Here is a 23,528-nt window from a genome sequence, read left to right as displayed (position 1 = left end):
CTCCCCGATTATTTGATTGCGCCGGCCGCAATGCCGGCGATGAAGTGACGCTGTAGAGCCACGAAGATGACAAGGATCGGTGCCGTCAAAAGCACCGCACCCGCCATGATGCCGCCCCAGGAAACCTTGGTGAGGCCGATCAGAACGCCGAGCGCCACCGGAGCCGTCATCATGCCCGGCTTCGAATTGATGAGCAGCGGCCAGAGGTAATTGTTCCAGGAGGCGAGGAAGAGGATGATCGCAAGTGCCGCCATGGTCGGCCGGGCGAGAGGTAGGGCAATGCGCAGAAAAATCTGCCATTCCTTGACGCCTTCGACGCGTGCCGCATCGAAAAGATCATTTGGCATCATGGAGAAGGATTGCCGCATGAAGAGCACGCCGAGCGAATTGAAGAGCGGCGGCACAATGAGCGCGACCCAGGTATTGGCAAGCTTGAACTCGCGCGCCACCATGATGAATTGCGGAATGACGACGACGAAATAAGGAAGCGTGATGGTGCCGAGGATGATGGCGATGACCAGAGAGCGGCCGACGAAGCGATAGCGAGCGAGCGCCCAGCCGGCCATGGACGTCAGGAGTACAGACAAAATGGTATAGATCGTGGCAACGACGATCGAGATCACCATTGCGCCGATGAAGTTGGTGTCTGCCTGCAGGTTCTGGAAATTCGCGACGAAATTGGTCGAGGGCCAGAGAACGATTTGCGGGCTGAAGATGCCGTAATCCGGCATCGTCGAGAAAACGAACATCATCCAGAGTGGAAAGAGCCAGATGATTGCAAGCGGCAGCAGGAAAGCGTGCAGGGCGATCTTGCGGATGAGAAGGGATTGCGACTTGGATCTCATTTCGGATCCCTCCCGACCCAGAGATTGAGGAGCGAGATGGCCACTGCGAGCGCTGCCATCGTATAGGCGATGGCCGAGGCATAGCCGAAGTTCAGCGATGTGAAGCCCTGGCGATAGAGAAGCAGGCCAAGTGTCTCCGTGCCGCCGCCCGGTCCACCGCGATTGGTGATCAGGAAGGGTTCGGCGAAGAGCTGCATCGTGCCGATGACCGACAGAACCACGCAGAAAAGAATGATCGGTTTCAGCAGCGGCAGGGTGATGTGGAAGAACTGCTGCAGCTTGCTGACGCGGTCGAGTGTTGCCGCCTCATAGACGTCCTCTGGGATCGATTGCAGACCGGCCAGGATGATGATGGCATTGTACCCCGCCCACCGCCAGGTGACGGCGATGATGATGACGACCATGGCGGCGTTGGCATTGTCGAACCAGGATACGGGCGCAAATCCGGCCGCGCCGATCAGCTTGTTGATGATGCCGAAATCGAGATTGAACATCAGGCGGAAGACGGCCGCATAGGCGACTTCCCCGACGACGACAGGCGCGAAGAAGGCAAAGCGGAACAAGGCGCGCGCTTTCAGGAGCGGCGAGTTCAGCAGTACCGCCATGACGGTCGCAAGCGTGATCATGACGGGGACCTGGATGACCAGGATGATGAGCGTATTATAAAGGGCGTTATAGAAGGCCGGGTCGCCGAAGAGGCGCCCCCAATTGGCCTGCAGGCTGAATTTCCACGGATTGATGCGCGTGTTCTGGAAGGAAATCAGGAACGAATTGATGATCGGCCAGACCCAGAAGGCGGCAAAGACCAGAAGATAGGGTGCAAGGAACGCATAGGCGCTCCGGTTTCTGATCGGCATGGTACCTCCTTACCGAAACGAATGTGCCAGCCACCTCCCGCGGCAAGCGAAGCCGGGCGCTTTGGCGCCCGGCTTGCCATTCATTGTGCGATCGGAAGACCTGTCGCCGACGCGATCTGCTTGGCGGCATCGTCGAGAGCCGTCTTCGCATCGGGATAGCCGCCGGCGAAATATTTCGTCTGTGTCGTCTTGTAGATGGCATCTGCATCCGTCTGGAAGGCCGTGCCGCGGCTCGGCACGATCTTCGGCAGGGTGGCGAGGATGTCGGCCCAGATCTTCTGGCCGCCCCAATAAGGCTGCGGCTCGTTGACGAAGGGATCCTGAACGGCCGACAGCAGCGACGGCACGAGACCGAACGACTTCAGCATGGTGACCTGACCCTCATTGGTGGTGAGCGCATAGGTCAGATATTTGAAGGCCGCTTCCTTGTTCTGTGAATTGGCATTGATGGCAAGCGAGGAGCCGCCGAGGTTAGCCGCATGCGGGCTGTCAGCGCTCATGCCGGGCATGGCGTAGACGCCCCACTTGCCTGACAGATCGGGAGAGCCAGAACGGATCGTGCCTTCGTACCAGCCACCGAAGACCTGGCTTGCGACCTTGCCGGCGGTGTTGGAGGAGATCTTCTCATCCCAGTTTGCCGCCGTCAGCGTGCCGGCATCCTTCATCGCCTTGACTTTTTCCAGCGTCTGCACGCAGGCCGGCTGATTGATGGTGATCGACTGGCCATCGGTCGAGAAATAGCCGCAGCCCTGTTCATTGGCGAGCATGCGGAACCATTCGCTATCGCCGTTGAAATCGGCCTGGCCCATCACGACGCCGGGATTGGCCGTCGAGACCTTCTTGCCGGCGGCAATGAAATCGTCCCAGGTTACGATCGACTTCGGATCGACGCCGGCCTTTTCATAATAATCGCGACGATAGAAGACGGTGACCGGGCCGGAATCCCAGGGCATGGCATAGGCGACATCACCGATCTCGAGTTCGGTGCGCTTGAACTCGGGGAATTTCGCCTGCATGTCGGCGTTATAGCCGAGGTCCTTCAGGTTGGCGAAGCAATCCGGGAAGCGGCTCCAGAAGATCTCCGCCTCGAAATTCTCGATTGTGACGATATCGGGAAGACCGTCGCCACCGGCGGCGCAGGCAGCGAGCGTCTTGTCGAAGACCTGTTGGTTGCCGAGATCCTGGACATCGACCTTGATGTCGGGAAACTGCTTGTTGAAGCCTTCGACCGTCGATTTGAGAGCGGAAGCTGCGACGTTCCAGCTCCAGATGGTAAGCGTGGCGGATTGCGCATAGGCAGATCCGGATGCAAGCAGCACGAGCGCTGTCGTTGCCGCGGTGAGTTTAGAGCGCATGAAAATCCTCCCTTTTCAATTGCCGTCGCTAAGCGAACGTGACTAATCTAACGCGGCGGAAGCGGCTGTCTCATAAAAAGGGAATATGGAATTGGCGGAAAGTAAGGTCGTCGGCAAACCTGTTTACCAGCCTGGTGCCAGCACCATTGAAGGCATGCCGATGGCGCTGCAGATGTTTTATGCCCATCCGCCCGTCATGGCCATGCCGCACTGGCATGCTCAGGTCGAGGTCAATTACATAATGCGTGGCAGCGTCCACTACCAGATGAACGACCATGATATTACCCTCAAAGCCGGCCAGATGTGCCTTTTCTGGGGAGGGCAGCCACACCAGATGGACGACTCCTCGGATGATTCCCTGTATGCGGGCGCGCATCTGCCGCTCGTCTACTTCTTCAGAATGCGCCTGCCTCCGACCATAGGCACACGTCTGATGAAGGGAGAAATTCTGCTGACATCGGCGACCGATGCGGCGGATGAGGCAAATTTCCCGCGCTGGTATGACTATGCGAAATCCAATGATGTCAGGAAGACGCAGCATGCCGTCGATGAATTGCTTCTGCGTATCGAGCGGATTGCCCTGGAATCATATCTGATGGTGCCCGGCACCGGCGTCGAGGGACTTGAGCAGCCCAGTTCGCATCTTTCCCGCAGCGTCGCGCGCATGTGCGATTTCATTGCAAGCAATTTCCTGCAGGACATCGACACTGTCGAAATCGCCCGTGCAGTCGATCTTCATCCGAAATATGCGATGAACCTGTTCAAGAAGACGACGGGTATGACGATCAGCAAATATATCAATCTGCTGCGTCTTTCACATGCCCAGGCGCAGCTCATGGGCGAAGGGGCGAATGTTCTTCAAATTGCGATGGATAGCGGCTTCGGCTCCATCAGTGCTTTCAACAAATCCTTCCGGAATATTGCCGGCATGTCGCCATCGGATTTCCGGCGGGATATGCGCTCGGTGATCAGCACTCTCTCTGCCGCCGGTTGAGACGCCCTTGGTTTGTCTTCGAAACGGGACTTGATCATGGAGGCGGATCGCCTAGTCCCGCTCGGGCGCTAGCATAGCTGCCCAAGAGTCAAGAGATACCTCATGAAAAGATGTCGTGAATGTGTGGGTCCTCCGCTGGTCGAAATAAGACCCTTGCAATGAAGGCCAGCAGCGGCATCTTCACCTCGTTGCCAGAGAGGACTTCAAATGACCGTCACCCTGGATGCTTTTCGTGTGCGCATCACCGGCGGGGTGCAAGGCGTCGGCTATCGCGTCTGGACCCGCGGCCAGGCCCTCCAACTCGGCTTGACGGGCTGGGTGCGGAATGAGGCTGACGGCTCGGTCAGCGCGCTGATCATCGGCTCCCAAGGCGCCACCGGCTCCATGCTCGAGCGTTTCTGGAGCGGTCCTGCCGGTTCCTCCGTGTCGGATGTAAAGGCGGAGGCGGCAAATCTCGATGAGGTGCCGGACGACTTTCGTATCGTTCGATAGAGATCAGGAGAACCTGTGTTCCTTCCCGGTGAGTGGCGAGGCGAATTGCGTCTCGCCGATCTTGACCGGCCGGTCGCCGTCCGTGCGTACGACAAGTGTCTGCAATTCCGGCACATCGAGATAGACCACCGTATCGGCACCGAGTCGCTCGATGTGACGCACTTTGCCCTGCCATTTCCCGTCAGTGGATGAGAGCGCGACGTGTTCAGGGCGGATACCATAGGTCTTGCAGCCTTCCCGCGCCGCAATCTCTCCCTCGAACAGGTTCATCTTCGGCGAACCGATGAAGCCTGCGACAAATGGAGTGGCCGGATTGTTGTAGAGCGTCATCGGTGTTCCGACCTGCTCGATCTGACCGCCGTTCAGAACGACGATCTTGTCGGCCATAGTCATCGCCTCGACCTGATCATGGGTGACATAGATCATGGTGGCGCCGAGCTTGGCGTGCAGCTCGGTCAGCTCGATGCGCATCTGCGAGCGCAGCGACGCATCGAGGTTCGACAACGGCTCGTCGAATAGGAAGACTTTCGGATTGCGGATGATCGCCCGGCCGATTGCGACGCGCTGACGTTGACCACCGGAGAGTGCCTTCGGCTTGCGATCGAGCAGATGCGAGAGCTGCAGGATATCGGCTGTCTGCTTTACCCGTTCGGCGATCTCCGCTTTCGGTCGCCTGGCAAGCGACAGGCCGAAGCCGATGTTTTCTGCGACAGTCAGATGCGGATAAAGCGCATAGGACTGGAAGACCATGGCGATACCGCGCTCGGACGGCTCGGCATAAGTGACGTCCTTGCTATCGATGAAGACCTTGCCCGACGTCTGTGTCTCCAGTCCGGAGATGATGCGCAGCAGCGTCGATTTCCCGCAACCGGACGGACCGACGAAGACGCAGAATTCGCCGGCATCGACGGTGAGATCGACGCCCTTCATCACCTCCAGGCTGCCGAAGCTCTTGCGGACACTTTCGAGAACAACTGATGTCATGGCTTATCCCTTGACTGCACCGGCGGTCATGCCTGCAACGATCTGCCGGTTGAAGAAAATGAAGATAATCAGGGGCGGAATGGTTACCAGAAGAATATTCATGAACAGCAGATTGAACTGGGTCTGGAACTGTCCCTGGAAATTATAGAGCGTCAGCTGCACGGTGACGTTTTCCCGGCCCGGCAGATAGTAGAGAGGGTTGGTGAAATCGTTAAAGATCGCGATCGACTGAACGACGATGACGGTCACGGTGACCGGCTTCAAAAGCGGCAGGATGACGCGAAAGAAGATCTGGAACGGCTTTGCTCCGTCGATGATGGCCGCCTCGTCGAGATCCCTCGGAATGGTCGCGATGAAACTACGAAACAGGAGAACCGTGAAGCCGAGGCCATAGGCGACCTGGATCAGCACCATGCCGGACAGGGTCTTGAAGAGGCCGAGCAGTTGCAGCACCCAGATGGTCGGCACGATGGCCGGAGGGATCATCAGGCCGGCGAGCACGCAGGCATAGATGGCCGTATTCCAGCGCGAGGGGCGGCGCTGCAGCACATAGCCGACCATGGCGCCGAACAGCACCAGCAGGGTGACGGCAGCCACCGTGATGACGGTCGAATTGAAATAGGCGAGCAGCAGCATGTAGTTGCGGGTCTGCACGACCTCCATAAAATTCTGCCAGAGCTGCCACTCGACCGGCCAGCTGAATCTCAGCGTTGCCGCATCCTGTTTCGTCTTGGCGGCGGTGATGAAGATGAAGATGAAAGGCAGCACGAAAATCATGCCGCAGGCGGCTAATGCCGCAATCCCGGTGTAGAACTGGCGGCGGCTCATAGATCCACCTCCTTGCGATTGAACCAGGCCGTTAGCGGCAGAACAATGAGGCCGATAAGGAGGAAGAGGATCACGTTTCCGGCCGTTGAAAGGCCATAGAAGCCCGCCTGGTACTGCTTGTAGATGACGCTTGCGAGCACATCCGAGGAAAAGCCAGGGCCGCCGCGCGTCATTGCCCAGATCAGGTCGAAGCTTCTGAGGCCACCGATCAGCGAGAGCGTCACGACCGTCACCGTCGCGGGCTTGACCAGCGGGACGGTCACGCGGAAGAACATCTGGGTGCGGGTCGCGCCATCGATGCGGGCGGCCTCATAATAGTCGGGGCTGATCGATGCGAGCCCGGCGATATAGATCACGGTCGCAAGGCCGATACCCTTCCATAGGTCTACGAAGACGATGGAATAGAGGGCGAGAGCCGGATCGGTCAGCCAGCCGGGGCCATGAATGCCGATGGCGGCGAGCGCCACATTGATCAATCCGCGGGTCGGATGCATGAGCACCGAGAAGGTGATGCCGACACCGATCGTCGATACCAGAACCGGAAAGAAGATCACGGTGCGCAGCAGGCCTTGTCCCCAGAGGCCGGAGGTCAACAGTACTGCGAGCAGGAGACCGAGAACAGTTTTCGTGCCTGAGGTCAGCACCGCATAGATGACGGTGTTGACCAGGCCCTGGATCAGGAAGGGTTCGCGGAAGAATTGCCGGTAGTTTTCCAGGCCGATGAACTGCGTGGTGAACAGGTCCCAGCGCGTGAGGCTGAACCAGAAGGAGGCGACCGTCGGAGCCAGAAAGAGGACGGTGAATATCACCGCCGCCGGCAGGACGAACCAGTAGGGATAGGGTGACTTGCGTTTTATCATATGGACACCGCGAAGCGTCCCCCACTCGGGCTCAAAGAGGTGAGTGGGGGATCGGCTGGAAGGTTACCAGTTCGGCAGGCCAAGCTGCTTGGCCTGCTTCTCGACATCCTGATCGTAGAGAGCAGCCGCATCCTTGGCGGAGCGTATACCGGTCCCGACCTCGACCGTGATCTGCTCGAGCGCCGGTCCCTTGACGGGCGAGAGGAATTCGAGCGCCGGACCGTTGCGTCCCTCAGTATCGAAATAAGGCAGCATGTCGGAAACAACCGGCGGAATGTCCTTGGGAAGTTCGCACCCCTTGACCAGGTAGGGACCTGAGGGAACGGCCTTCGCCATCAGGTCGCACGCTTCCTTGGAGCCGACGAAATCGAGGAATTTCTTGGCCTCTTCGAGGTTTTCGGACTTTGCGGAAGCATAGAGCGCGGAGGGCATCCAGACGGTCAGGCCGTTTTTGGCAGCGTCCGTTCCAGGCTGAGCGAAGAAGCCCAGATCCTTCAGGTTGTCAGGGAAATTCTGCTGGATGTTGCCGATACCGAAGGTGAGGTTCGGATAGTGCGCGGCTTCGCCTGTGGCGACCATGCGCATGCCGTCGTCAAAAGTCGCCGCGCCGAAGTCCGCGTTGAGGAAGCCGCCCTTCGCGACCTCCTCAAGATGTTCGAAGCCGCGCAGCGCAGCAGGCGTGGTGGCATATTTGATCTTGTTGGCAGTATAGTCGGCTGCGAAATTCGGAACCTCGGTCTGGACGTTATAGAAGTCGGCAAGCACAAAGAGCTGCGAGGTCCAGGTCGTGCCATAGGTCTGCGCCACGGCGACCTTGCCGGCCGCCTTGATCTTCTCGTTGTTGCTCATGAATTCCGCCCATGTCTTCGGCGGCGTCAGCCCGAGATCGGCATAGATCTTTCTATTATAGAAGATGCCGCCGCCCATGGCGGGACCAAATGGAAGGCCGCGAACATGGCCGTCCGGGCTGGTGACGACCTTCTTGAAGCTGTCGAGAATACCGGCTTCCGATGGAAGATCGGAAAGATCTGCGATCGTTTCCTGCGGCTTCAGAGCCTGGAAGAGGGAGCCGCCATTATATAGGAAGATATCGGCCATTTCGCCTGTGGCGAGCCGGGTCTTGATGATGTTATCGCCCTCCGAGCCTCCGGCACGCTGCTCGACGTCAAATGTGACGTCGGGATGCTTTTCCATATAGGCTTTGGAAACGGCATCGAACGAGGCAATCGTCTCCGGATTGGTGTCGATCAGGACGCTGAGGGTCACATCTGCATGCGCCACTCCAGCGGCAAGAGCCATGATACTGGCTGCAAGGATGCTGCACTTCGTCATTCGCATAGTCATTTCCTCCTCTTGAAGACCGGAATGCGTTGGGCTGTTTGCCCGCGGATCAAAGACCCGCGAGCAACCGCATCAGATAGAAAACGTAATCGTATGTTCTCCTGCACCGAGCTTGGTCTCCTCACCCTGCTCGATCAGGGTACCGTCTGCCTTCAGCGACTTGCGGTCGTCCTTACCTTGCAGACGCGCAGTCACACCCTCCGGCAGCACCAGGCGGCACGTGACGGTCTTCGCCTCTAGGATCCATCCAGCTTCGATACGGCCAAAGCGCGTGTCATGCCAGGCCGAAACCGGCGAGAGAGCAGGCAGGATCGCGGGATCGAAGGCGACTTCCTCGAAGCCCGGCTTGTCTTCCAGCGGCTTGATGCCGGCAACATCTTCGAAGAGCCATTGGCATACCGCGCCATAAGCGTAGTGGTTGTAGCTGTTCATATCGGGATCATAGATCGTGCCGTCCTCGGCGAGCGCATCCCATCGCTCCCAGATCGATGTCGCGCCGCGCTCGACCTGATACAGCCAACCGGGAACCTTCCGGTTGAGGAACATCTTTTCGGCAAGGTCCAGCATGCCGAGCCGGGTCAGTGCCGGCAGCAGGGCGGGGGTGCCGATGAAGCCTGTGCCGATGACGTCATCGGTCTCTTCCGCCACCCTGCGGAAATAGTCGCGGGCAGCCGGCTCATATTCCGGCGGAACGAGGCCATAGAGGAACGCCAGGGACCATGAGGTCTGGTCGTTATGCGCAATGCGGCCGGAGGGCGCGAAGAATTCGTGCTTGAACGCGGCCCTGATCTCATTAGCGCGCTTGTCGAGCCGTGCGGCCTCGACGTTTTCGCCAAGAATACGAGCGATCTTTGCCGTCAACTGCGTTGAAATAAAGTGGTAGAGGGTTGCTGCGCAATCATCCGCCACGGTCGGGCGCGGCTTGCGGTTATCCCCGACCGGTTGCAGCCAGTCGCCGAAGGTGAAGCCATGCGCGCCCCAGACTGCCGGTGGACGAATGATCGGTCCATCCGAGATGCCCCAGAGGTAATCGAGCCAGCGAAGCATTGCAGGGAAGCATTCTTCCAATACGGCGCTGTCGCCGTAATGCAGGTAAAGCTGCCAGGGAATGATGGTGATCGCATCACCCCAGCCGGTTGAACCCGCCCAATCGCCACGCCCGTCGATCGGATGAAGCCGCGTCGGATCAGGTGAAAAATGCGGGACTGCGCCATCGGCACGCTGGTCGTGGATCACATCACGAAGATATTTCTTGAGAAAGGATTGGCTATCGGCAAGCCAGCAGGCCGTGCCGGCAAAGACCTGGGCATCGCCGGTCCAGCCGAGGCGTTCATCGCGCTGTGGGCAATCCGTCGGCACTTCGATGAAATTGGAACGCTGCGACCAGATCGTGTTGTCGACGAGCCGGTTGACGGCCGCAACACCTGATGTGAAGCCGCCGGCACTTGTTGGCACCGAGGTGACCGGCACCATAGTGATCGCGATCAATTCAACCTGGCCTGTCAGGGTGACGCGCGCATAGCGGAAGCCCATGAAGGTGAAGAGAGGCGCGTATTCCTCTTCGGCTTGTCCAGAGAGCGTATAGATCAGCTCGGCACGCGCGCTGCGATAATTGCGGTTATCGAAGAAGCGGTCGGGGCCGAGCACTTCGGAATGTTCGACGCGCACCTGTGCACCGGCAACACCCTTGAGACGCAGGCGGATATAGGCGCCGGCATTCTGTCCGAAATCATAGACAATCCGGCCATCGGCCTCCATCCAGCGATCGATGGGAGAGAGACCGGCCAGTTCCTTGACTGCGCCGGTCTCATGCGGAACGAGCAAAGCCTTGTCGAAGGAGAGGACCTCGACGCCGTGACTATCCTGTGGACGGATGCGAGCGTCGTAATCCTCGCCATAATAGATCCCGTTGCGGACAAGGGGGGTGAAGCCGCTCTTCCAGCTGTCATCCGTCTTCAGAAGTGTTTCACCGCCGGCGCGCAATTCTGCGATTGCCGCCGTCCGGTCGCCCCAGCAATTGATGATCGGATTGGAAGCCCACATGAGCTGGCTGCGGTACCAGCCGTCGCCCAGCCAGATCTCGATGCGATTGCCGCCGGGTTGCAGGAGCTTTGCGACATCATAGGTCTGATAGGCGATACGGTCGTCGTAGCAGGTCCAGCCGGGCGTCAGGAGGTCGCTCCCCACGCGCTTTCCGTTGATGAAGGCGCGGTAGAGGCCGAGCGCCGAGATGCGCAGCGTTGCTTCAGCCGGAACCGCTTCGAGCGTGAATTCACGCGACACGAAGGTGCCGGCCGTCGCCTGGCCACCGTCGCAGGACGGGCCGATCATCGATGCCGTAAACTGGAAAGCAGAACCGGCAAGCCCGTCTTCCCCGGCGATGCCGTGGGCCGAAACAGTCTTCATTGAGAACCTCCCTCAATCACCAATCCCTCCGGCGATTGCTCCGTGTGTATCGTTCTATGTATATCATTCTACACTATCGATTGCCGCGCAAGAGGTTTTGTGCCTATAATTTTCACGACACCTGAAAGTGAGGCAATTTGGAATGAAAAATCAGACCGTTAACGCGATGAGGGATAGGGTCACGATCCGTGATGTGGCGCGGGATGCCGGCGTCTCCGTCGCCGCGGTGTCGAAAGTTTTGCGCAACGCTTACGGCGTCAGCGAAGTCTTGAGAACGAAGGTCGAGACCTCGATCGAAAAGCTGAATTATCGGCCTTCTGTCGCAGCGCGCGCCATGCGCGGCCGCACGCGGACGGTGGGCGTGCTGGTGGTCGAATTGTCGAACCCATTCCTGGCGGGTGTCATCGAGGAGGCCAACGCAACGTTGGCGGAGAATGGCTTCAAGGCGCTGATCGGGATCGGCCGCTCCACGAGCCCGATCGAAGCATCGATGATCGAATCGATGATCGACAACCGGATGGATGGTGTGCTGATCATTGCTCCGAGGATATCGGGCAGGGTGCTGGAGCGTTATGCGCGTCAAATCCCGATCGTAGTGATCGCCCATCATGAGCCGCATGCCCAGACCTACGACACCGTCAATTCTGATGATCGTCAGGGCGCCACTCTGGCAGTGGAAGCCGCATTGCGATGCGGCTACACTGACATCGCGATGCTTGGTTATGAGCTTGCCGATTCACCGCCGACCATTGTCACCCTCCAGCGCGAGTGGGGCTATCTTGACGGCATGAAGGCGGCGGGTCTTGAGGGGCGCATTATCCGGTTGCCTTTGGTAGGGACTGATCGTCGCGCCGCGATCGATGACTTCCTGTCCTTGCGAGATCGTCCCCGTGCAGTTTTCGTCTGGTCCGATCTTGATGCCGTGCCGCTGATCAATGCCGCGCGCATGAGCGGCATAAGGGTTCCGGAAGATCTTGCGATTATCGGTTACGACAATTCGCCGATGGCCGCCATGCCGCTCGTTGGCCTGACTAGCGTGGACCAGAACGCTGCGGAGTTGGGCAGAACCGCAGCCGAAATACTGCTCGGCAGGATTGATGGCCGTGAGGAAGCGCGGCATTTGCTGATCGAGCCGCATGTCGAATTGCGCGGAAGCACCTGAAGGGCATGTGGCCTTCTGAAAATCCGCAGATCATGCGGCGGCAAAGAATGCCCTGAATACATCTTTCCATTCTATCATATCGGCAACGCTATACTGGTCGAAAACGCCGACAAAAGCGGCTGTCGCCTCTTGAGACGGCAGATTTCTATATCTGCGGTTCGAAGCCATTCGTGCGGGCAATCGTTGGTGATCTACTAAGCCTTGGCGTTTCCCGCGATCGCATCCATTACGAATTCTTCGGACCAACCGATGAGGCGCTGGCCGCCTAAAGCTGTCTGCTCAGCCAGTTAAATTCCACACATCTTCAGATTCGCGACCAGGCGAAGCCGGCTTACGGCTTCGCCTGGTCGATCTCGTTATAAAGATCGTCTTGACACGATAAATTGGATGGAGGGGCCGCCACTTATTGGGCGAGGAATCCGTCTTCGCGGTCGGTTGCTGCTCCCCGGTGGGGTCATTTTCGGCGATGGGGAACCCGATTAATCGCCCGTTCATTTTGTGGTCGCTATTGACCACTATCCGCCATTTCGAACAATCCCAGTTTGAATGTAAACTCCCTTTCAAAAGCGATGAAGATGCCTAATTCGAAACGCTCGTGCTCCTGCTCGCATCCAGTTCCGCAAGAATGCATTCGTTGGACACGAACCCAGTAGAAGAGAAAACACTATGACCTCTCAAAATATTGTGGGTGCTTCGAGCGCGCATGTTCAAGCATCGTCCGCGGATCCCGATTTCGGCATCCGCGCGCCCCTGCTGTCGAACGACCAGCTGAGGGTGCGGGCCGCGCAGTTTGCGGAGAGCCGTACGCTTGATGTTACAAGCTTCACGAACTTCGATTTCTTCCAGCGGCACCGGGAGAACGAGGCCGAGATCCTGAGGGTCTATCGCGCCGCCGCTGCAGATGTCGATGCCGGCGAGAGCATCACGCCGGCCACCGAATGGCTGCTCGACAACCATTATATTGTCGAGGAAGCGATCCAGGAAGTCCGTCGCGACTTTCCGAAAAAATTCTATCGCGAGCTGCGCAAGATCAAACTTGACGGGACGGAGGTGCCGCGCACGCTGGCGCTCGCCTGGCTCTACATGGCGCATGCACACAGCAATATCAGCAATGCCGGCATGGCGGCTGTCACGGAAGGTTTCCAGGACAAGGAGACGCTGCGCATCGGCGAACTCTGGGCGCTGCCTTCGCTTGTCCGCTACGTGCTGATTGACAATCTTCGCCGAGTGGCGTCGCAGATCGACAAGAGCCGCGAGATGCGGACAAGCGCCAATGCGGCAGCCACTCAGGCGATTACGCTCGGCGATGCCGAATCCGCCGGATTCCTGGAGACGCTGACTGCCAATCTCGATGACACGACATTCGTCACTCAGTTGCATTATCGCCTTCGCAATGCCCTGGAGCCGACCGAAGCCGCACTGAACTGGCTCGAAAGCAAGCTTTCCGCAAGGGGGACCGATGCGGAAGCGGTGATGTCGGCAGAGCAGATCCGTCTCGGCGCGGCCAATGCGCTGATGGGGAGCATCATCAAGAGCCTGCGCGAGATCAACGATACCGACTGGTCGGAATGGGTCGAAGAGGTCAGCACGATCGACAAGCTGCTCTGGCAGCAGACGGATTATGCAGAGCTCGATTCCGGCTCCCGCAACAGCTATCGCCGCCAGATCGAAAAGCTTGCCAAGCGCTCCGACAAGACGGAGATGGATATCGCCGAGGCGGCCGTCCGTCTGGCCGACCGCGCAAAGGCAGGCAGCCAGGATCTCGCCGCGTCAGCCGGCAATGTCGGCTATTACTTCGTCGGCAATGGTCGCCCGGCGCTCGAAACGGAAATCGGCTTCCGGCCGACGCTCGGTCTGCGGTTCATGCGCGCGATCCGCAAGCTGAACTGGCTGGCGATCGCCATACCAGTGCTGCTTCTGACGTTGCTGGCGCTGATCGTGGTCGACTGGGTTTTCGTCGATGCCGGCATGCCGCTTTTTGCGACGATCGTGCTGTTGCTGATGTTCGCGCTTCCGGCCTCCGAAGGTGCGACCGGTCTTTTCAATTTCTTTGCCACCTTCTTCATCACGCCCGACCGGCTGGTCGGCTACGAATTCAAGAAGGGTCTGCCGGCGGAAGCCCGTACGCTCGTCACCATTCCCTGCCTGATCGGCAAGCGCGAACATGTCGATGAGCTCGTCCGCAACCTCGAAGTCCACTACCTCGCCAATGCGCGCGGCGAAATCTATTACGCGCTTTTGAGCGACTGGCCGGATGCCCAGGAGGAGCAAAACGCCCGCGATCTTGAAGTCCTCGATTATGCGCTGAGCCAGGTCGCCGATCTGGAGGCACGCTATGCCGAGGATGGCAAGCAGCGCTTCTATCTCCTGCATCGCCGCCGGCAATACAACCCGGCCGAAGGCGCCTGGATGGGCTGGGAGCGCAAGCGCGGCAAGCTGCACGAACTCAACATGCTGCTGCGCGGCGAGTCCAACACGAGCTTCCTGCCCGGCGCCAACGTAGTGCCGCAGGACGTCAAATATGTCATGACGCTGGACAGCGACACGCGCGTCGTCCGCGACACCGTGACCAAGCTCGTCGGCAAGCTGCATCATCCGATCAACCGCCCGGTCTTCGATGCCCAGAAACAGCGCGTCGTCGATGGCTACGGCGTACTTCAGCCCCGTGTGACGCCGTCGCTGACGACAGGTAAGGACGCATCGACCTTCCAGCGCGTCTTCTCGGTCAACCGCGGTCTAGACCCTTACGTCTTCGCCGTCTCCGATGTCTATCAGGACATTACCGGCGAAGGCACGTTCACCGGCAAGGGCCTCTACCATGTCGATGCCTTCGAAGCTTCGCTGAAGGGCCGGATCAAGGAAAATTCGGTTCTGAGCCACGACCTGCTCGAAGGCTCGATGGCGCGCTGCGCGCTGGTCACGGATTGCGAGCTGGTCGAGGATTTCCCGATCCGCTACGAAGTCGAAGTCTCGCGTCAGCATCGCTGGGCGCGCGGTGACTGGCAGCTTCTCCCCTACATTTTCGATGACCGTCGCGGCGTCACTGCGCTCGGCTGCTGGAAGATGTTCGACAACCTGCGCCGCTCGCTGACGCCGATCGCCTGGTTCCTGGCATCCGTGCTCGGCTGGTACTGGATGGACCCGCTCGGCGCGCTCATCTGGCAGATCCTGCTGATCTTCAGTCTGTTCGTCGCACCGACCCTGTCGCTGATCAACGGCATCATTCCGCGCACCAGCGACATCATCCTGCAGGCGCATCTGCACACTGTCTGGAAAGACATCGAGAATGCCAACGCCCAGGTGGCGATGCGCATCGTCTTCATCGCCGATATTGCCTGCGTCATGGCTGACGCCATCATTCGCTCGCTTTACCGCCTCTTCGTCAGCCGCAAGCTGATGCTGCAATGGCGCACCGCTGCCAGTGCCCAGGCCATGGCGCAGACGACGATCCTCGGCCATTACAAGGTCATGTGGCGGGCTCCGGTTCTGGCCATTCTGGCGCTGATCTTTACGGTCTCCTCCGGCGACAGCGCCTGGATGGTCGGCCTTCCCTTCGTCATTCTCTGGGTGCTCTCGCCGGCTATCGCCTGGACGGTCAGCCAGACGGCGGAAACCGAAGATCGGCTCGATGTGCCGGACAATGTCCGCAACGAGCTGCGCAAGATCGCAAGGCGCACATGGCGCTACTTCGACCACTTCGTGGTTCCCGGCCAGCACTACCTTCCGCCGGACAATGTCCAGCAGACGCCGCACGCCGTCGTCGCCATGCGTACTTCGCCGACCAATATCGGCGTCTATCTGCTGTCGGTCATTTCGGCGCGTCGTTTCGGCTGGATTTCGTTCGAAGATGCAGTCACGCGCATCGAACAGACGATCGAGACGGTTGATAGGCTCGAGAAATATCGGGGTCATCTCTTCAACTGGTATCATACGGATACGCTGAAGCCGCTTGGCCGCAGATATGTGTCATCGGTCGACAGCGGCAATTTTGCCGGTCACTTGATTGCCGTATCATCGGCTTGCCGCCTCTGGGCCAAATCTCCTCTTTCCCACATTCACACCGACCTCGATGGTATTGGCGATGTCGCGGCCATTCTTCGCGAGGTGCTTGCGGAGCTTGGGCAAGACAACAAGTCGGCCCGCCCTCTGCACGACCGGCTCGATGGCCGAATTGCCGACCTCGAAGCGGCAGTCGCCACCGGCAAGCGCGAGAAAGAATTCTCTTCGGGGTTGATCGAGCGATTTGCCGGGCAGGCGCGGGAAATCCGTGAACTTGCCGGCAGCCTCGACCGAGAGGTGAAGACGGCGCAAAGCGACGAGGTTGTCCATTGGGCCGAAAAGCTCGTGGAAACCTGCGAACTTCATCAGGCCGACAAGGCCTTCGATCATTCGCAGGTGGATGCCATCAGCGAAAGACTGAGCCGTGTCGGCAATCGCGCCCGCGAAATTGCTTTCGATATGGATTTCAGCTTCCTTTACCGTCCCGAGCGCCGGCTGCTGTCGATCGGCTTCCGGGTCGAGACGGAGGAAGTTGATGCGGCCTGCTACGACCTGCTTGCCTCGGAGGCCCGTCTGACGAGCCTCTTCTCCGTCGCCAAGGGTGATCTGCCGACGGAGCATTGGTATAAGCTCGGCCGTCATGTCGTTCCGGTTGGATCGCGCGGCGCGCTGGTCTCCTGGTCTGGCTCGATGTTCGAATATCTGATGCCGCCGCTCGTCATGCAGGAGCGCAGCGGAGGCATTCTTAATCAGACCAACAATCTGATCGTTCTCGAACAGATGAATTATGCCCGCAAGCTCGGTACGCCGTGGGGCATCTCGGAAGCAGCCTTCAACGCTCGCGATCACCAGATGAACTACCAGTACAGCAATTTCGGTGTGCCGACGCTCGGCCTGAAGCGCGGTCTCGGCCAGAACGCCGTTATCGCACCCTATGCGTCGCTTCTGGCGAGCCAGTATCACCCTGTTGCGGCGCTTGAAAACCTCAACAGGCTGAGGGCGGTCGGCGCACTCGGCATGTATGGTTTCCACGATGCTGTCGACTTCACGGCAAGCCGCGTGCCCGAGGGCAAGCAGTGCGCTGTCGTCTACAACTATTATGCGCACCATCACGGCATGTCGATTGCAGCCGTTGCCAATGTCGCCTTCGATGGCATGCTGCGCGAGCTTTTCCATGCCGATCCCGTCATCGAGTCTGCTGAATTGCTGCTGCAGGAAAAGGCGCCGCGCGACATTCCGGTGATGGCCTCAAAGCACGAGACCGATGCGCCGGCGACCATTCAGGGTGACCTGATGCGTCCGGAAGTACGCCGACTGGAAGATCCGGCATCGCGCGAACGCGAATTGCTGCTGCTGTCCAACGGTCGCTATTCGACCATGCTGACGGCGACGGGCTCCGGCTACAGCCGCTGGAAAAACCTCTCCATCAACCGGTGGCGGGCCGATCCGACCGAGGATCGCTGGGGTTCCTTCGTCTTCCTGCGGGACACCGCATCGAACGAGTGGTGGTCTGCGACCGCAGAGCCGCGCTCGATCGCCAACGAGCATGTCCGCGTCAGCTTCAGCGACGACAAGGCGGAATTCATCAAGACCGTCGGCGAGCTGACGAGCGAAATGGAAGTCTTCGTCGCGAGCAACTATGATGCGGAAGGCCGCCGCCTGACGATCACCAACACCGGTACCGAAGACCGTGTCATCGAAGTGACCTCGTATATGGAGCCTGTCGCAACGCTCGATATCGTCGACACGGGCCATCCGGTCTTTGCACGCATGTTCCTGAAGACCGAGATCGCCAACCGCGGCGATGCGATCTTCGTCGAGCGCCAGAAGCGCGGCCTGACTGATCCCGATGTCGCCATTGCCCAGCTCATCGTCGACACATCCGGCGAAGATGGCCCGACGCAGTATGAAACCGATCGTATGCGCTTCCTCGGCCGTGGACGGACACTGACCGAAGCAGCAGCCTTCGATGCCGGTGCGGAGCTCTCGGGCACCGACGGTTTCACCATGGACACCTGCGTGTCGCTGCGCCGGACGCTTCGTGTGCCGGCCGGCGAGAAGGTCAGCGTGACCTTCTGGACGATTGCAGGTGCGGATCGCGCCGAACTCGAGGCTGCGCTGGAGCACTATCGCCAGCCGGAAAGCTTCGCCCAGGGCCTCGTTCAGGCCTGGACGAGAACGCAGAGCCAGTTGCGCCAGATCGGTGTCAACTCGAAGGAGGCAGCCGCCTACCAGCGCTTTGCGCGCTATATCATCTATCCCGACATGGCGCTGCGTGCCGACAGCAAGGCGGTGCGCGAAGGCCTCAAGTCCCAGTCCGTCCTTTGGGGCGCGACGCTGTCAGGCGATGCGCCGCTGATGACGCTGCGCATCACCGACGAGCTTGGCACGGATCTCGTCAAGGAGTTGCTGCGCGCCCAGGGCCTGCTGCAATCGCGCGGCGTCGAGGTCGATCTCGTGATCTTCAACGAGCGCGCCGGCGAGGCTGCGGCCGAGATGCAGCGCACCATCGACCAGCTCTGCGACGCGGCGCGCCACGCCAGTGAAGTGGCGGGCATCCAGCGCAACATCTATGTTCTGCGCAAGGATCTGACGACACCGGAAGCCTACGACGCCATCATTGCCGCTTCGCGCGTCGTGCTGCGCGGCCGCGACGGCAGCCTCATCGACCAGCTGCAGAAGGCGCGTTCCGTTTCCGGCTCGCCGGCGCTGCTCGGCCAGTGGGGCGATTCCACCCTCGTACCGAGAATGGATCGCAGCACCGGCGCCCCGGCGCCGGCCGAAGGCGGCGATCTCGCCTTCTGGAACGGTTATGGCGGCTTTGCAGCCGAAGGCAGCGAATATGTCATGCGCCTGTCGGGCGGTGAACAGACGCCACATCCGTGGGTCAATATCATCGCCAATGAGAGCTTTGGCTTCCATGTCTCGGCTGAAGGCGCGGCTTTCACCTGGAGCCAGAACTCCCGCGACCACCAGCTGACGCCCTGGACCAATGACATGGTTGCCAACCGACCGGGCGAGGCCTTCTATCTGAGGGATCTCGACCGCGGCTCCGTCATCGTGCCATATGCGTCTCTGGCGCAGCGCTCCGACACGCGCTTTGAAGCGCGGCATGGCCTCGGCTACTCGGTCTTCTCAACAGTTCAGGATGAAATCGCCCTGGAGGTCACGCAGACCCTCCATATGGAAAAATCGGTGAAACTGACGCAGCTGCGCATCCGCAATGATGCGGGCGAGGCACGCAAGCTTCGTCTCTACGGTTATGCCGAATGGATCCTCGGCAACAACCCGACGAAGAGCAAACCCTTCATTATCTCCAGCTTCGATCGCGATAGAGGAGCGATCTTCGCGAGCAATCCGTTCAGCGTGAATTTCGGAACGCGTGTCGCGGCCTTTGCGGCAAGCGAAACGCCGTCGAGCGTTTCCACCAGCCGCCGCGAATTCATCGGCCGCCACGGAACGATCCAGCAGCCACGGACCGTCTCGGCGGGCTCGCGCCTCTCCAATGCCATGGATCTCGACGGCGATCCGGCAGCCGCCATGGCCTTCGATCTGACGATCGAGCCCGGCGAAGTGCGCGATATCTACTTCTATATGGGCGATGGGGCCTCGCAGGAGGAAGCGTCGGCTCTCATTGCCGAGATCCGCTCTGTCAGCTTCGAGGACGTTCTCGGCCAGACCCGCGATTTCTGGAAGAGCTTCACCGGCCGAACGCGCGTTTCGACGCCGGACCAGCGGCTCGACTTCATGGTCAACAACTGGCTGCCCTATCAGACCTATGGCTGCCGCATCATGGCCCGCACCGCCTTCTACCAGTCGAGCGGCGCCTGGAACCTGCGCGACCAGCTGCAGGATTCGCTGGCCTTCCTCCTGCACTCGCCGGAGATTGCCCGCAAGCAGATCCTCAACACCGGTCGGCGCCAGTTCCCGGAAGGCGACTTCCAGCACTGGTGGCTGGCAGACAGCGGCGCTGGCGTGCGCACGAACATCTCCGACGACCCGGTCTGGCTTGCCTATGCGGTCGATCAATATTGCACGGCGACCGGCGATGCCGCGATCATGGACGAGATGCTGCCCTTCGTCGAAGGCGCGCAGCTCAGCCCCGGCCAATATGATGCTTTCCTGCAGCCGCGCGTTTCCGACGAGACCGCATCGCTCTACGAGCATGCCGCTCTCGGCCTCGATCTCGCGATCAAGCGGACTGGCGTCAACGGCTTGCCGCTGATGATGAGCGGCGACTGGTGTGATAAGATGGACCGCGTCGGCATGGCCGGCCGCGGCGAGAGCGTATGGCTGGGCTGGTTCCTGGCCGGCGCCTTGCGCCGCTTCATCGCCTATGCACAAACCCGTGGTGACACCCAGCGTGTCAGCCATTGGACGGCGCATCTGGAAAAGCTCAAGACCGCGATCGAGACGGCCGGTTGGGATGGCGAATATTATCGCCGTGGCTATTACGACAACGGCGCGCCGCTTGGCTCCAGCCAGTCGGAAGAGGACAAGATCGACTCGATTGCCCAATCCTGGAGTGTGCTGTCGGGCGAGGGTAACCCGGAACGCAGCGACATGGCGATGAAGGCCGTCCTCGACAAGCTCGTCGATGAAGAGGGCAAATTCATCCGCCTGCTGACGCCGCCTTTCGTCAAACCGGTCAACGATCCCGGTGTCATCAAGGCCTATCCGCCGGGTGTCCGTGAAAACGGCGGCCAATATACCCATGCCGCCACCTGGACTGTCCTTGCTCTCGCCCGAATGGGCCGCGGTGAAGACGCTTGGCGCGCCTTCGAAATGCTGAACCCGATCAATCACTCGCTCGATAAATCCTCCGCGGATGTCTATCGCATCGAGCCCTATGTGATTGCCGGCGACGTCTATGGCGAAGGCGGCCTCAAGGGCCGCGGCGGCTGGAGCTGGTACACCGGCTCGGCCGGCTGGTTCTACCGCGTGGCAATTGAGGGCATCCTCGGCATCCGCTCGGAGAACGGCCGCCTGTACGTCAATCCGGTTCTACCGGCCGGATGGGACGGCTTCTCGGCGGAGCTTGAACTGCCGAGCGGTAAATACCAGGTTTCCGTTTCGAAGGTGGACGCGGGTCGCTGCTCTGTGACCATCAACGGTATTGCGCTCGATGATCTGAACGAGGGCTATTTGATAGCGGCCAAATGAGAACTTACTGCCGGGGCAGATTGACTGATGTCACTGCCCCGGCGATTGCCGCGACCTGCGTCGTTCAATCCCTTGGCAAAGTGAAGACAGCGCAGGGATCGGCGATGCCGCGCAACCGGTGTTCACCCAGGGGGACCAGTTGCGTCGTAGTCTGCGCGGCGAGTGCGCCTGATATCAGCACACGGTGGCCAAGGGACTTGCAGAGCCCTTCCAGCCGGCTGACCAGATTGACTGCGGGGCCGATTGCGGTGAAGTCCAGCCGGTCGGCCGCACCGACATTGCCCCAAAGCATCTCGCCGAAATGCAGTGCCACGCCGAACGGCAGCGGCGGCTGGCCTTGTGCTTGCCGCGCGGCATCGAGATGGGCCATGCCGGCACGGGCGGCCGTGACGGCACGCAGCGAGGCCTCGCAGGCCTCGCTAGGCGTGCCGGTAACGGGAAAGATCGCCAGAACACCGTCACCAATGAACTTCAGTACCTCGCCGCCGAAAGCGTGGACCGCTCCGGCAATACGATCGAACCACGCATCGAGAGTGGCGATCATAAGGGAGGGCTCCGTCGCTTCGGAGAGGGCCGTGAAATCGCGCAGATCGGCGCAAAGCAAAGCGGCACGGATGGTTTCGCTGCTGCTGCGGCCGAGCATTCCGGCCTGCACCTGCGCGGCACTGCGCCGGCCGAGATAGGCCTCCAGCAGCGTTGTCAGCGCCGTTCGCGCGGTCAGAGCTGCCAGGGGTGCGGCCGCAAAACGCGCGGTCTGGTGCAGACGATCCGCCTCGGCCGGACCGAACGGTCGGGTTCCGGCCCAGCCCAACATCGGACTGTCGGAACCGCGGTCGATCTTTCCTTCGTGTGTAGGCCCAAGCCCGGCAAGCCAGTCGCCCGCAGCCTTATTGAGCGAGCTGCTGGCAAAGTCGAGCGCTTCGATGACTGCACCAGTCTCCGCCCGCCACAACCAAGTACGGCGCGCAATGATCGGATGCGGAACGGCAAGAGTGAGGGCTCCGCCCGCAAGCGGCAGACCATCGGCAAGCAACTGCCGGCCAAGCTCGGCTATAAAGTGTTCGGGGCTGGACGAAGCGCTGGCCTCATCGATCAGCCAGGCGAGATGGGCGGGCAAATCCATGCCTCGATCATGCCACAGCGCTCGCCTTATGTCAGCCGGACGTCAGCCGGACGGCGGCCACAGCCAGACGTCGCCTCCCTCATGAATTCGGCTCTCTTCAAATGAGAAGCCTGGTCATTTCCTGCCATAAAAGGAATCGGGTCCCGGGTCGCGTCCGGCCGCAACCGTGCTCAACCGGCCAAGGTAGTGAGCCCAGCCCTCGGCATGGCCCGCGCATTGCTCGGCGTTGGGCAAGCCGGTGTGCGTCAAACGCAAGAGCGTTCCGTCCGGCTGTTCGATCAGATCGATCTCGACTAGGCTCGACCCCGGCGGCACCACCTCGCTGCCATCCCAGCCGAAGCTATAGGCCAGGCGATGGACCGGCACCACTTCACGAAAAGAACCGCGAGCGAAACGTGCACCGGTCACGTTGACGAGATAGAGTCCTCCCGGCTGCGGCTCGATCTCTGCTTCTGTTCCCATCCAGCGCAGGATCTTTTCCGGATCCGTCAGCAGGGCGAATACGGCAGCAGGCGGCGCGGAAAGATGCGTTTCGCGGCGAACGACGAGGGCGTCTTGCATCGCTTTCTCCCAGTTTGGTCTGCACCGGCCGAGGTACGACGCGGTATCCCAGATTATTTTAGGGGGAGGATCGTTCGCAGCAAGGGTGTCATGCGTTGCCAGAGCTTGAATTGTGGAGGCGCCCATCCTGAGGATTCACGTGGAGAAGGCGGCCGACCTCATATATGCCTGCCGCAGTCCGCCGCTGCGCTACAACGGATTTGCCTTCAGGAAGGCGATAAGGTCGTCGATTTCGAAGCTCCAGAGTCCCCAGAAGCGCATCTTTGTGCCCGGGATTTTTCTGCTCGGGCTTGCCAGAAACTCCGCAAGCTCATGCTCGTTCCATACAAGCCCGTCTTCGCCGGCTTTCTTCAAGGCGGGAGAGTAGACGTAGTCGTCCATGATCGCTGCCCGCCGTCCCACGACACCTTTCAGAGAGGGGCCGAACGTAGTTCTGGTGTCATCGACAATGTGACACGAAGAACAGGCCCGGAAAATTCTCGCACCACGATCTACGTCGGCCGCAAAACTGCTGCCCGCTACTGCTGCCGTGATCGCCCATACTATTGTTCTCAACAT

The 23,528-nt window shown here is 60.1% G+C and carries 15 protein-coding genes; 4 read left to right on the top strand and 11 right to left on the bottom strand.

Annotation, left to right across the window (positions count from 1 at the left end):
• Nucleotides 1–8 precede the first annotated feature (8 nt).
• The 3 genes from FHT82_RS00490 to FHT82_RS00480 form a co-directional block, all read right to left on the bottom strand.
• Nucleotides 9–845, bottom strand: coding sequence for a carbohydrate ABC transporter permease (locus tag FHT82_RS00490; RefSeq protein WP_183725283.1), 837 nt, complete (start codon nucleotides 843–845; stop codon nucleotides 9–11).
• Nucleotides 842–1,702, bottom strand: coding sequence for a sugar ABC transporter permease (locus FHT82_RS00485; RefSeq protein ID WP_183725281.1), 861 nt, complete (start codon nucleotides 1,700–1,702; stop codon nucleotides 842–844). Before FHT82_RS00485 ends, FHT82_RS00490 begins: the two co-directional genes overlap by 4 nt.
• Nucleotides 1,703–1,782: 80 nt before the next feature.
• Complete coding sequence (locus FHT82_RS00480; RefSeq protein ID WP_183725279.1) at nucleotides 1,783–3,057, bottom strand: ABC transporter substrate-binding protein; 1,275 nt, start codon at nucleotides 3,055–3,057, stop codon at nucleotides 1,783–1,785.
• An 85-nt stretch (nucleotides 3,058–3,142) separates the two neighbouring features.
• Between FHT82_RS00480 and FHT82_RS00475 the strand changes: the two genes are divergently transcribed.
• Entirely contained in the window at nucleotides 3,143–4,051 is a 909-nt protein-coding gene (locus FHT82_RS00475; RefSeq protein ID WP_183725277.1) for a helix-turn-helix domain-containing protein, read from the top strand.
• 207 nt (nucleotides 4,052–4,258) lie between these two features.
• On the top strand, nucleotides 4,259–4,543 hold the full coding sequence (locus tag FHT82_RS00470; RefSeq protein ID WP_183725275.1) for an acylphosphatase: 285 nt from the start codon (nucleotides 4,259–4,261) through the stop codon (nucleotides 4,541–4,543).
• Nucleotides 4,544–4,546: 3 nt separating this feature from the next.
• Here FHT82_RS00470 and FHT82_RS00465 read toward each other — a convergent pair whose 3' ends face one another.
• The 5 genes from FHT82_RS00465 to FHT82_RS00445 all read right to left on the bottom strand — a co-directional run bounded on the left by FHT82_RS00465 (nucleotide 4,547) and on the right by FHT82_RS00445 (nucleotide 10,962).
• Nucleotides 4,547–5,527, bottom strand: a complete 981-nt coding sequence (locus FHT82_RS00465) for an ABC transporter ATP-binding protein (protein ID WP_183725273.1) — start codon at nucleotides 5,525–5,527, stop codon at nucleotides 4,547–4,549.
• 3 nt (nucleotides 5,528–5,530) lie between these two features.
• Entirely contained in the window at nucleotides 5,531–6,355 is an 825-nt protein-coding gene (locus FHT82_RS00460; RefSeq protein ID WP_183725271.1) for a carbohydrate ABC transporter permease, read from the bottom strand.
• Nucleotides 6,352–7,215: a sugar ABC transporter permease gene (locus FHT82_RS00455; RefSeq protein ID WP_007823368.1), complete on the bottom strand. Its 864-nt coding sequence runs from the start codon at nucleotides 7,213–7,215 to the stop codon at nucleotides 6,352–6,354. Before FHT82_RS00455 ends, FHT82_RS00460 begins: the two co-directional genes overlap by 4 nt.
• A 63-nt stretch (nucleotides 7,216–7,278) precedes the next feature.
• Nucleotides 7,279–8,553, bottom strand: a complete 1,275-nt coding sequence (locus FHT82_RS00450) for an extracellular solute-binding protein (RefSeq protein WP_183725268.1) — start codon at nucleotides 8,551–8,553, stop codon at nucleotides 7,279–7,281.
• Nucleotides 8,554–8,628: 75 nt separating this feature from the next.
• Entirely contained in the window at nucleotides 8,629–10,962 is a 2,334-nt protein-coding gene (locus tag FHT82_RS00445; protein ID WP_183725258.1) for an alpha-L-rhamnosidase, read from the bottom strand.
• Between the two features lie 142 nt (nucleotides 10,963–11,104).
• Here FHT82_RS00445 and FHT82_RS00440 point away from each other — a divergent pair, with 142 nt between their 5' ends.
• Together FHT82_RS00440 and FHT82_RS00435 are read left to right on the top strand one after the other, a co-directional pair.
• Nucleotides 11,105–12,124, top strand: coding sequence for a LacI family DNA-binding transcriptional regulator (locus tag FHT82_RS00440; RefSeq protein ID WP_183725256.1), 1,020 nt, complete (start codon nucleotides 11,105–11,107; stop codon nucleotides 12,122–12,124).
• 666 nt (nucleotides 12,125–12,790) lie between these two features.
• Nucleotides 12,791–21,286 (top strand): glucoamylase family protein, encoded by an 8,496-nt coding sequence (locus FHT82_RS00435; RefSeq protein ID WP_183725254.1) that lies wholly within the window; start codon nucleotides 12,791–12,793, stop codon nucleotides 21,284–21,286.
• A 64-nt stretch (nucleotides 21,287–21,350) separates the two neighbouring features.
• On the opposite strand, the gene FHT82_RS00430 is transcribed toward FHT82_RS00435, so the two are convergent.
• The 3 genes from FHT82_RS00430 to FHT82_RS00420 all read right to left on the bottom strand — a co-directional run bounded on the left by FHT82_RS00430 (nucleotide 21,351) and on the right by FHT82_RS00420 (nucleotide 23,528).
• Nucleotides 21,351–22,409, bottom strand: coding sequence for an adenylate/guanylate cyclase domain-containing protein (locus FHT82_RS00430; RefSeq protein ID WP_183725252.1), 1,059 nt, complete (start codon nucleotides 22,407–22,409; stop codon nucleotides 21,351–21,353).
• Nucleotides 22,410–22,523: 114 nt separating this feature from the next.
• Nucleotides 22,524–22,970 (bottom strand): SRPBCC family protein, encoded by a 447-nt coding sequence (locus FHT82_RS00425; RefSeq protein ID WP_183725250.1) that lies wholly within the window; start codon nucleotides 22,968–22,970, stop codon nucleotides 22,524–22,526.
• Nucleotides 22,971–23,159: 189 nt separating this feature from the next.
• Complete coding sequence (locus FHT82_RS00420) at nucleotides 23,160–23,528, bottom strand: cytochrome c family protein (protein ID WP_183725248.1); 369 nt, start codon at nucleotides 23,526–23,528, stop codon at nucleotides 23,160–23,162.

Origin of the sequence: Rhizobium sp. BK275, from assembly GCF_014193555.1 — a bacterium.
Classification (GTDB): domain Bacteria; phylum Pseudomonadota; class Alphaproteobacteria; order Rhizobiales; family Rhizobiaceae; genus Rhizobium.
The sequence above is the reverse complement of the archived record's forward strand: the minus strand, read 5'-3'. Positions and strand labels throughout refer to the sequence as shown.

Coding starts and splice junctions, on each gene's coding strand:
- FHT82_RS00490 (WP_183725283.1), bottom strand. CDS start 845: ATGAGATCCAAGTCGCAATCCCTTCTCATCCGCAAGATCGCCCTGCAC.
- FHT82_RS00485 (WP_183725281.1), bottom strand. CDS start 1,702: ATGCCGATCAGAAACCGGAGCGCCTATGCGTTCCTTGCACCCTATCTT.
- FHT82_RS00480 (WP_183725279.1), bottom strand. CDS start 3,057: ATGCGCTCTAAACTCACCGCGGCAACGACAGCGCTCGTGCTGCTTGCA.
- FHT82_RS00475 (WP_183725277.1), top strand. CDS start 3,143: ATGGAATTGGCGGAAAGTAAGGTCGTCGGCAAACCTGTTTACCAGCCT.
- FHT82_RS00470 (WP_183725275.1), top strand. CDS start 4,259: ATGACCGTCACCCTGGATGCTTTTCGTGTGCGCATCACCGGCGGGGTG.
- FHT82_RS00465 (WP_183725273.1), bottom strand. CDS start 5,527: ATGACATCAGTTGTTCTCGAAAGTGTCCGCAAGAGCTTCGGCAGCCTG.
- FHT82_RS00460 (WP_183725271.1), bottom strand. CDS start 6,355: ATGAGCCGCCGCCAGTTCTACACCGGGATTGCGGCATTAGCCGCCTGC.
- FHT82_RS00455 (WP_007823368.1), bottom strand. CDS start 7,215: ATGATAAAACGCAAGTCACCCTATCCCTACTGGTTCGTCCTGCCGGCG.
- FHT82_RS00450 (WP_183725268.1), bottom strand. CDS start 8,553: ATGCGAATGACGAAGTGCAGCATCCTTGCAGCCAGTATCATGGCTCTT.
- FHT82_RS00445 (WP_183725258.1), bottom strand. CDS start 10,962: ATGAAGACTGTTTCGGCCCACGGCATCGCCGGGGAAGACGGGCTTGCC.
- FHT82_RS00440 (WP_183725256.1), top strand. CDS start 11,105: ATGAAAAATCAGACCGTTAACGCGATGAGGGATAGGGTCACGATCCGT.
- FHT82_RS00435 (WP_183725254.1), top strand. CDS start 12,791: ATGACCTCTCAAAATATTGTGGGTGCTTCGAGCGCGCATGTTCAAGCA.
- FHT82_RS00430 (WP_183725252.1), bottom strand. CDS start 22,409: ATGGATTTGCCCGCCCATCTCGCCTGGCTGATCGATGAGGCCAGCGCT.
- FHT82_RS00425 (WP_183725250.1), bottom strand. CDS start 22,970: ATGCAAGACGCCCTCGTCGTTCGCCGCGAAACGCATCTTTCCGCGCCG.
- FHT82_RS00420 (WP_183725248.1), bottom strand. CDS start 23,528: ATGTTGAGAACAATAGTATGGGCGATCACGGCAGCAGTAGCGGGCAGC.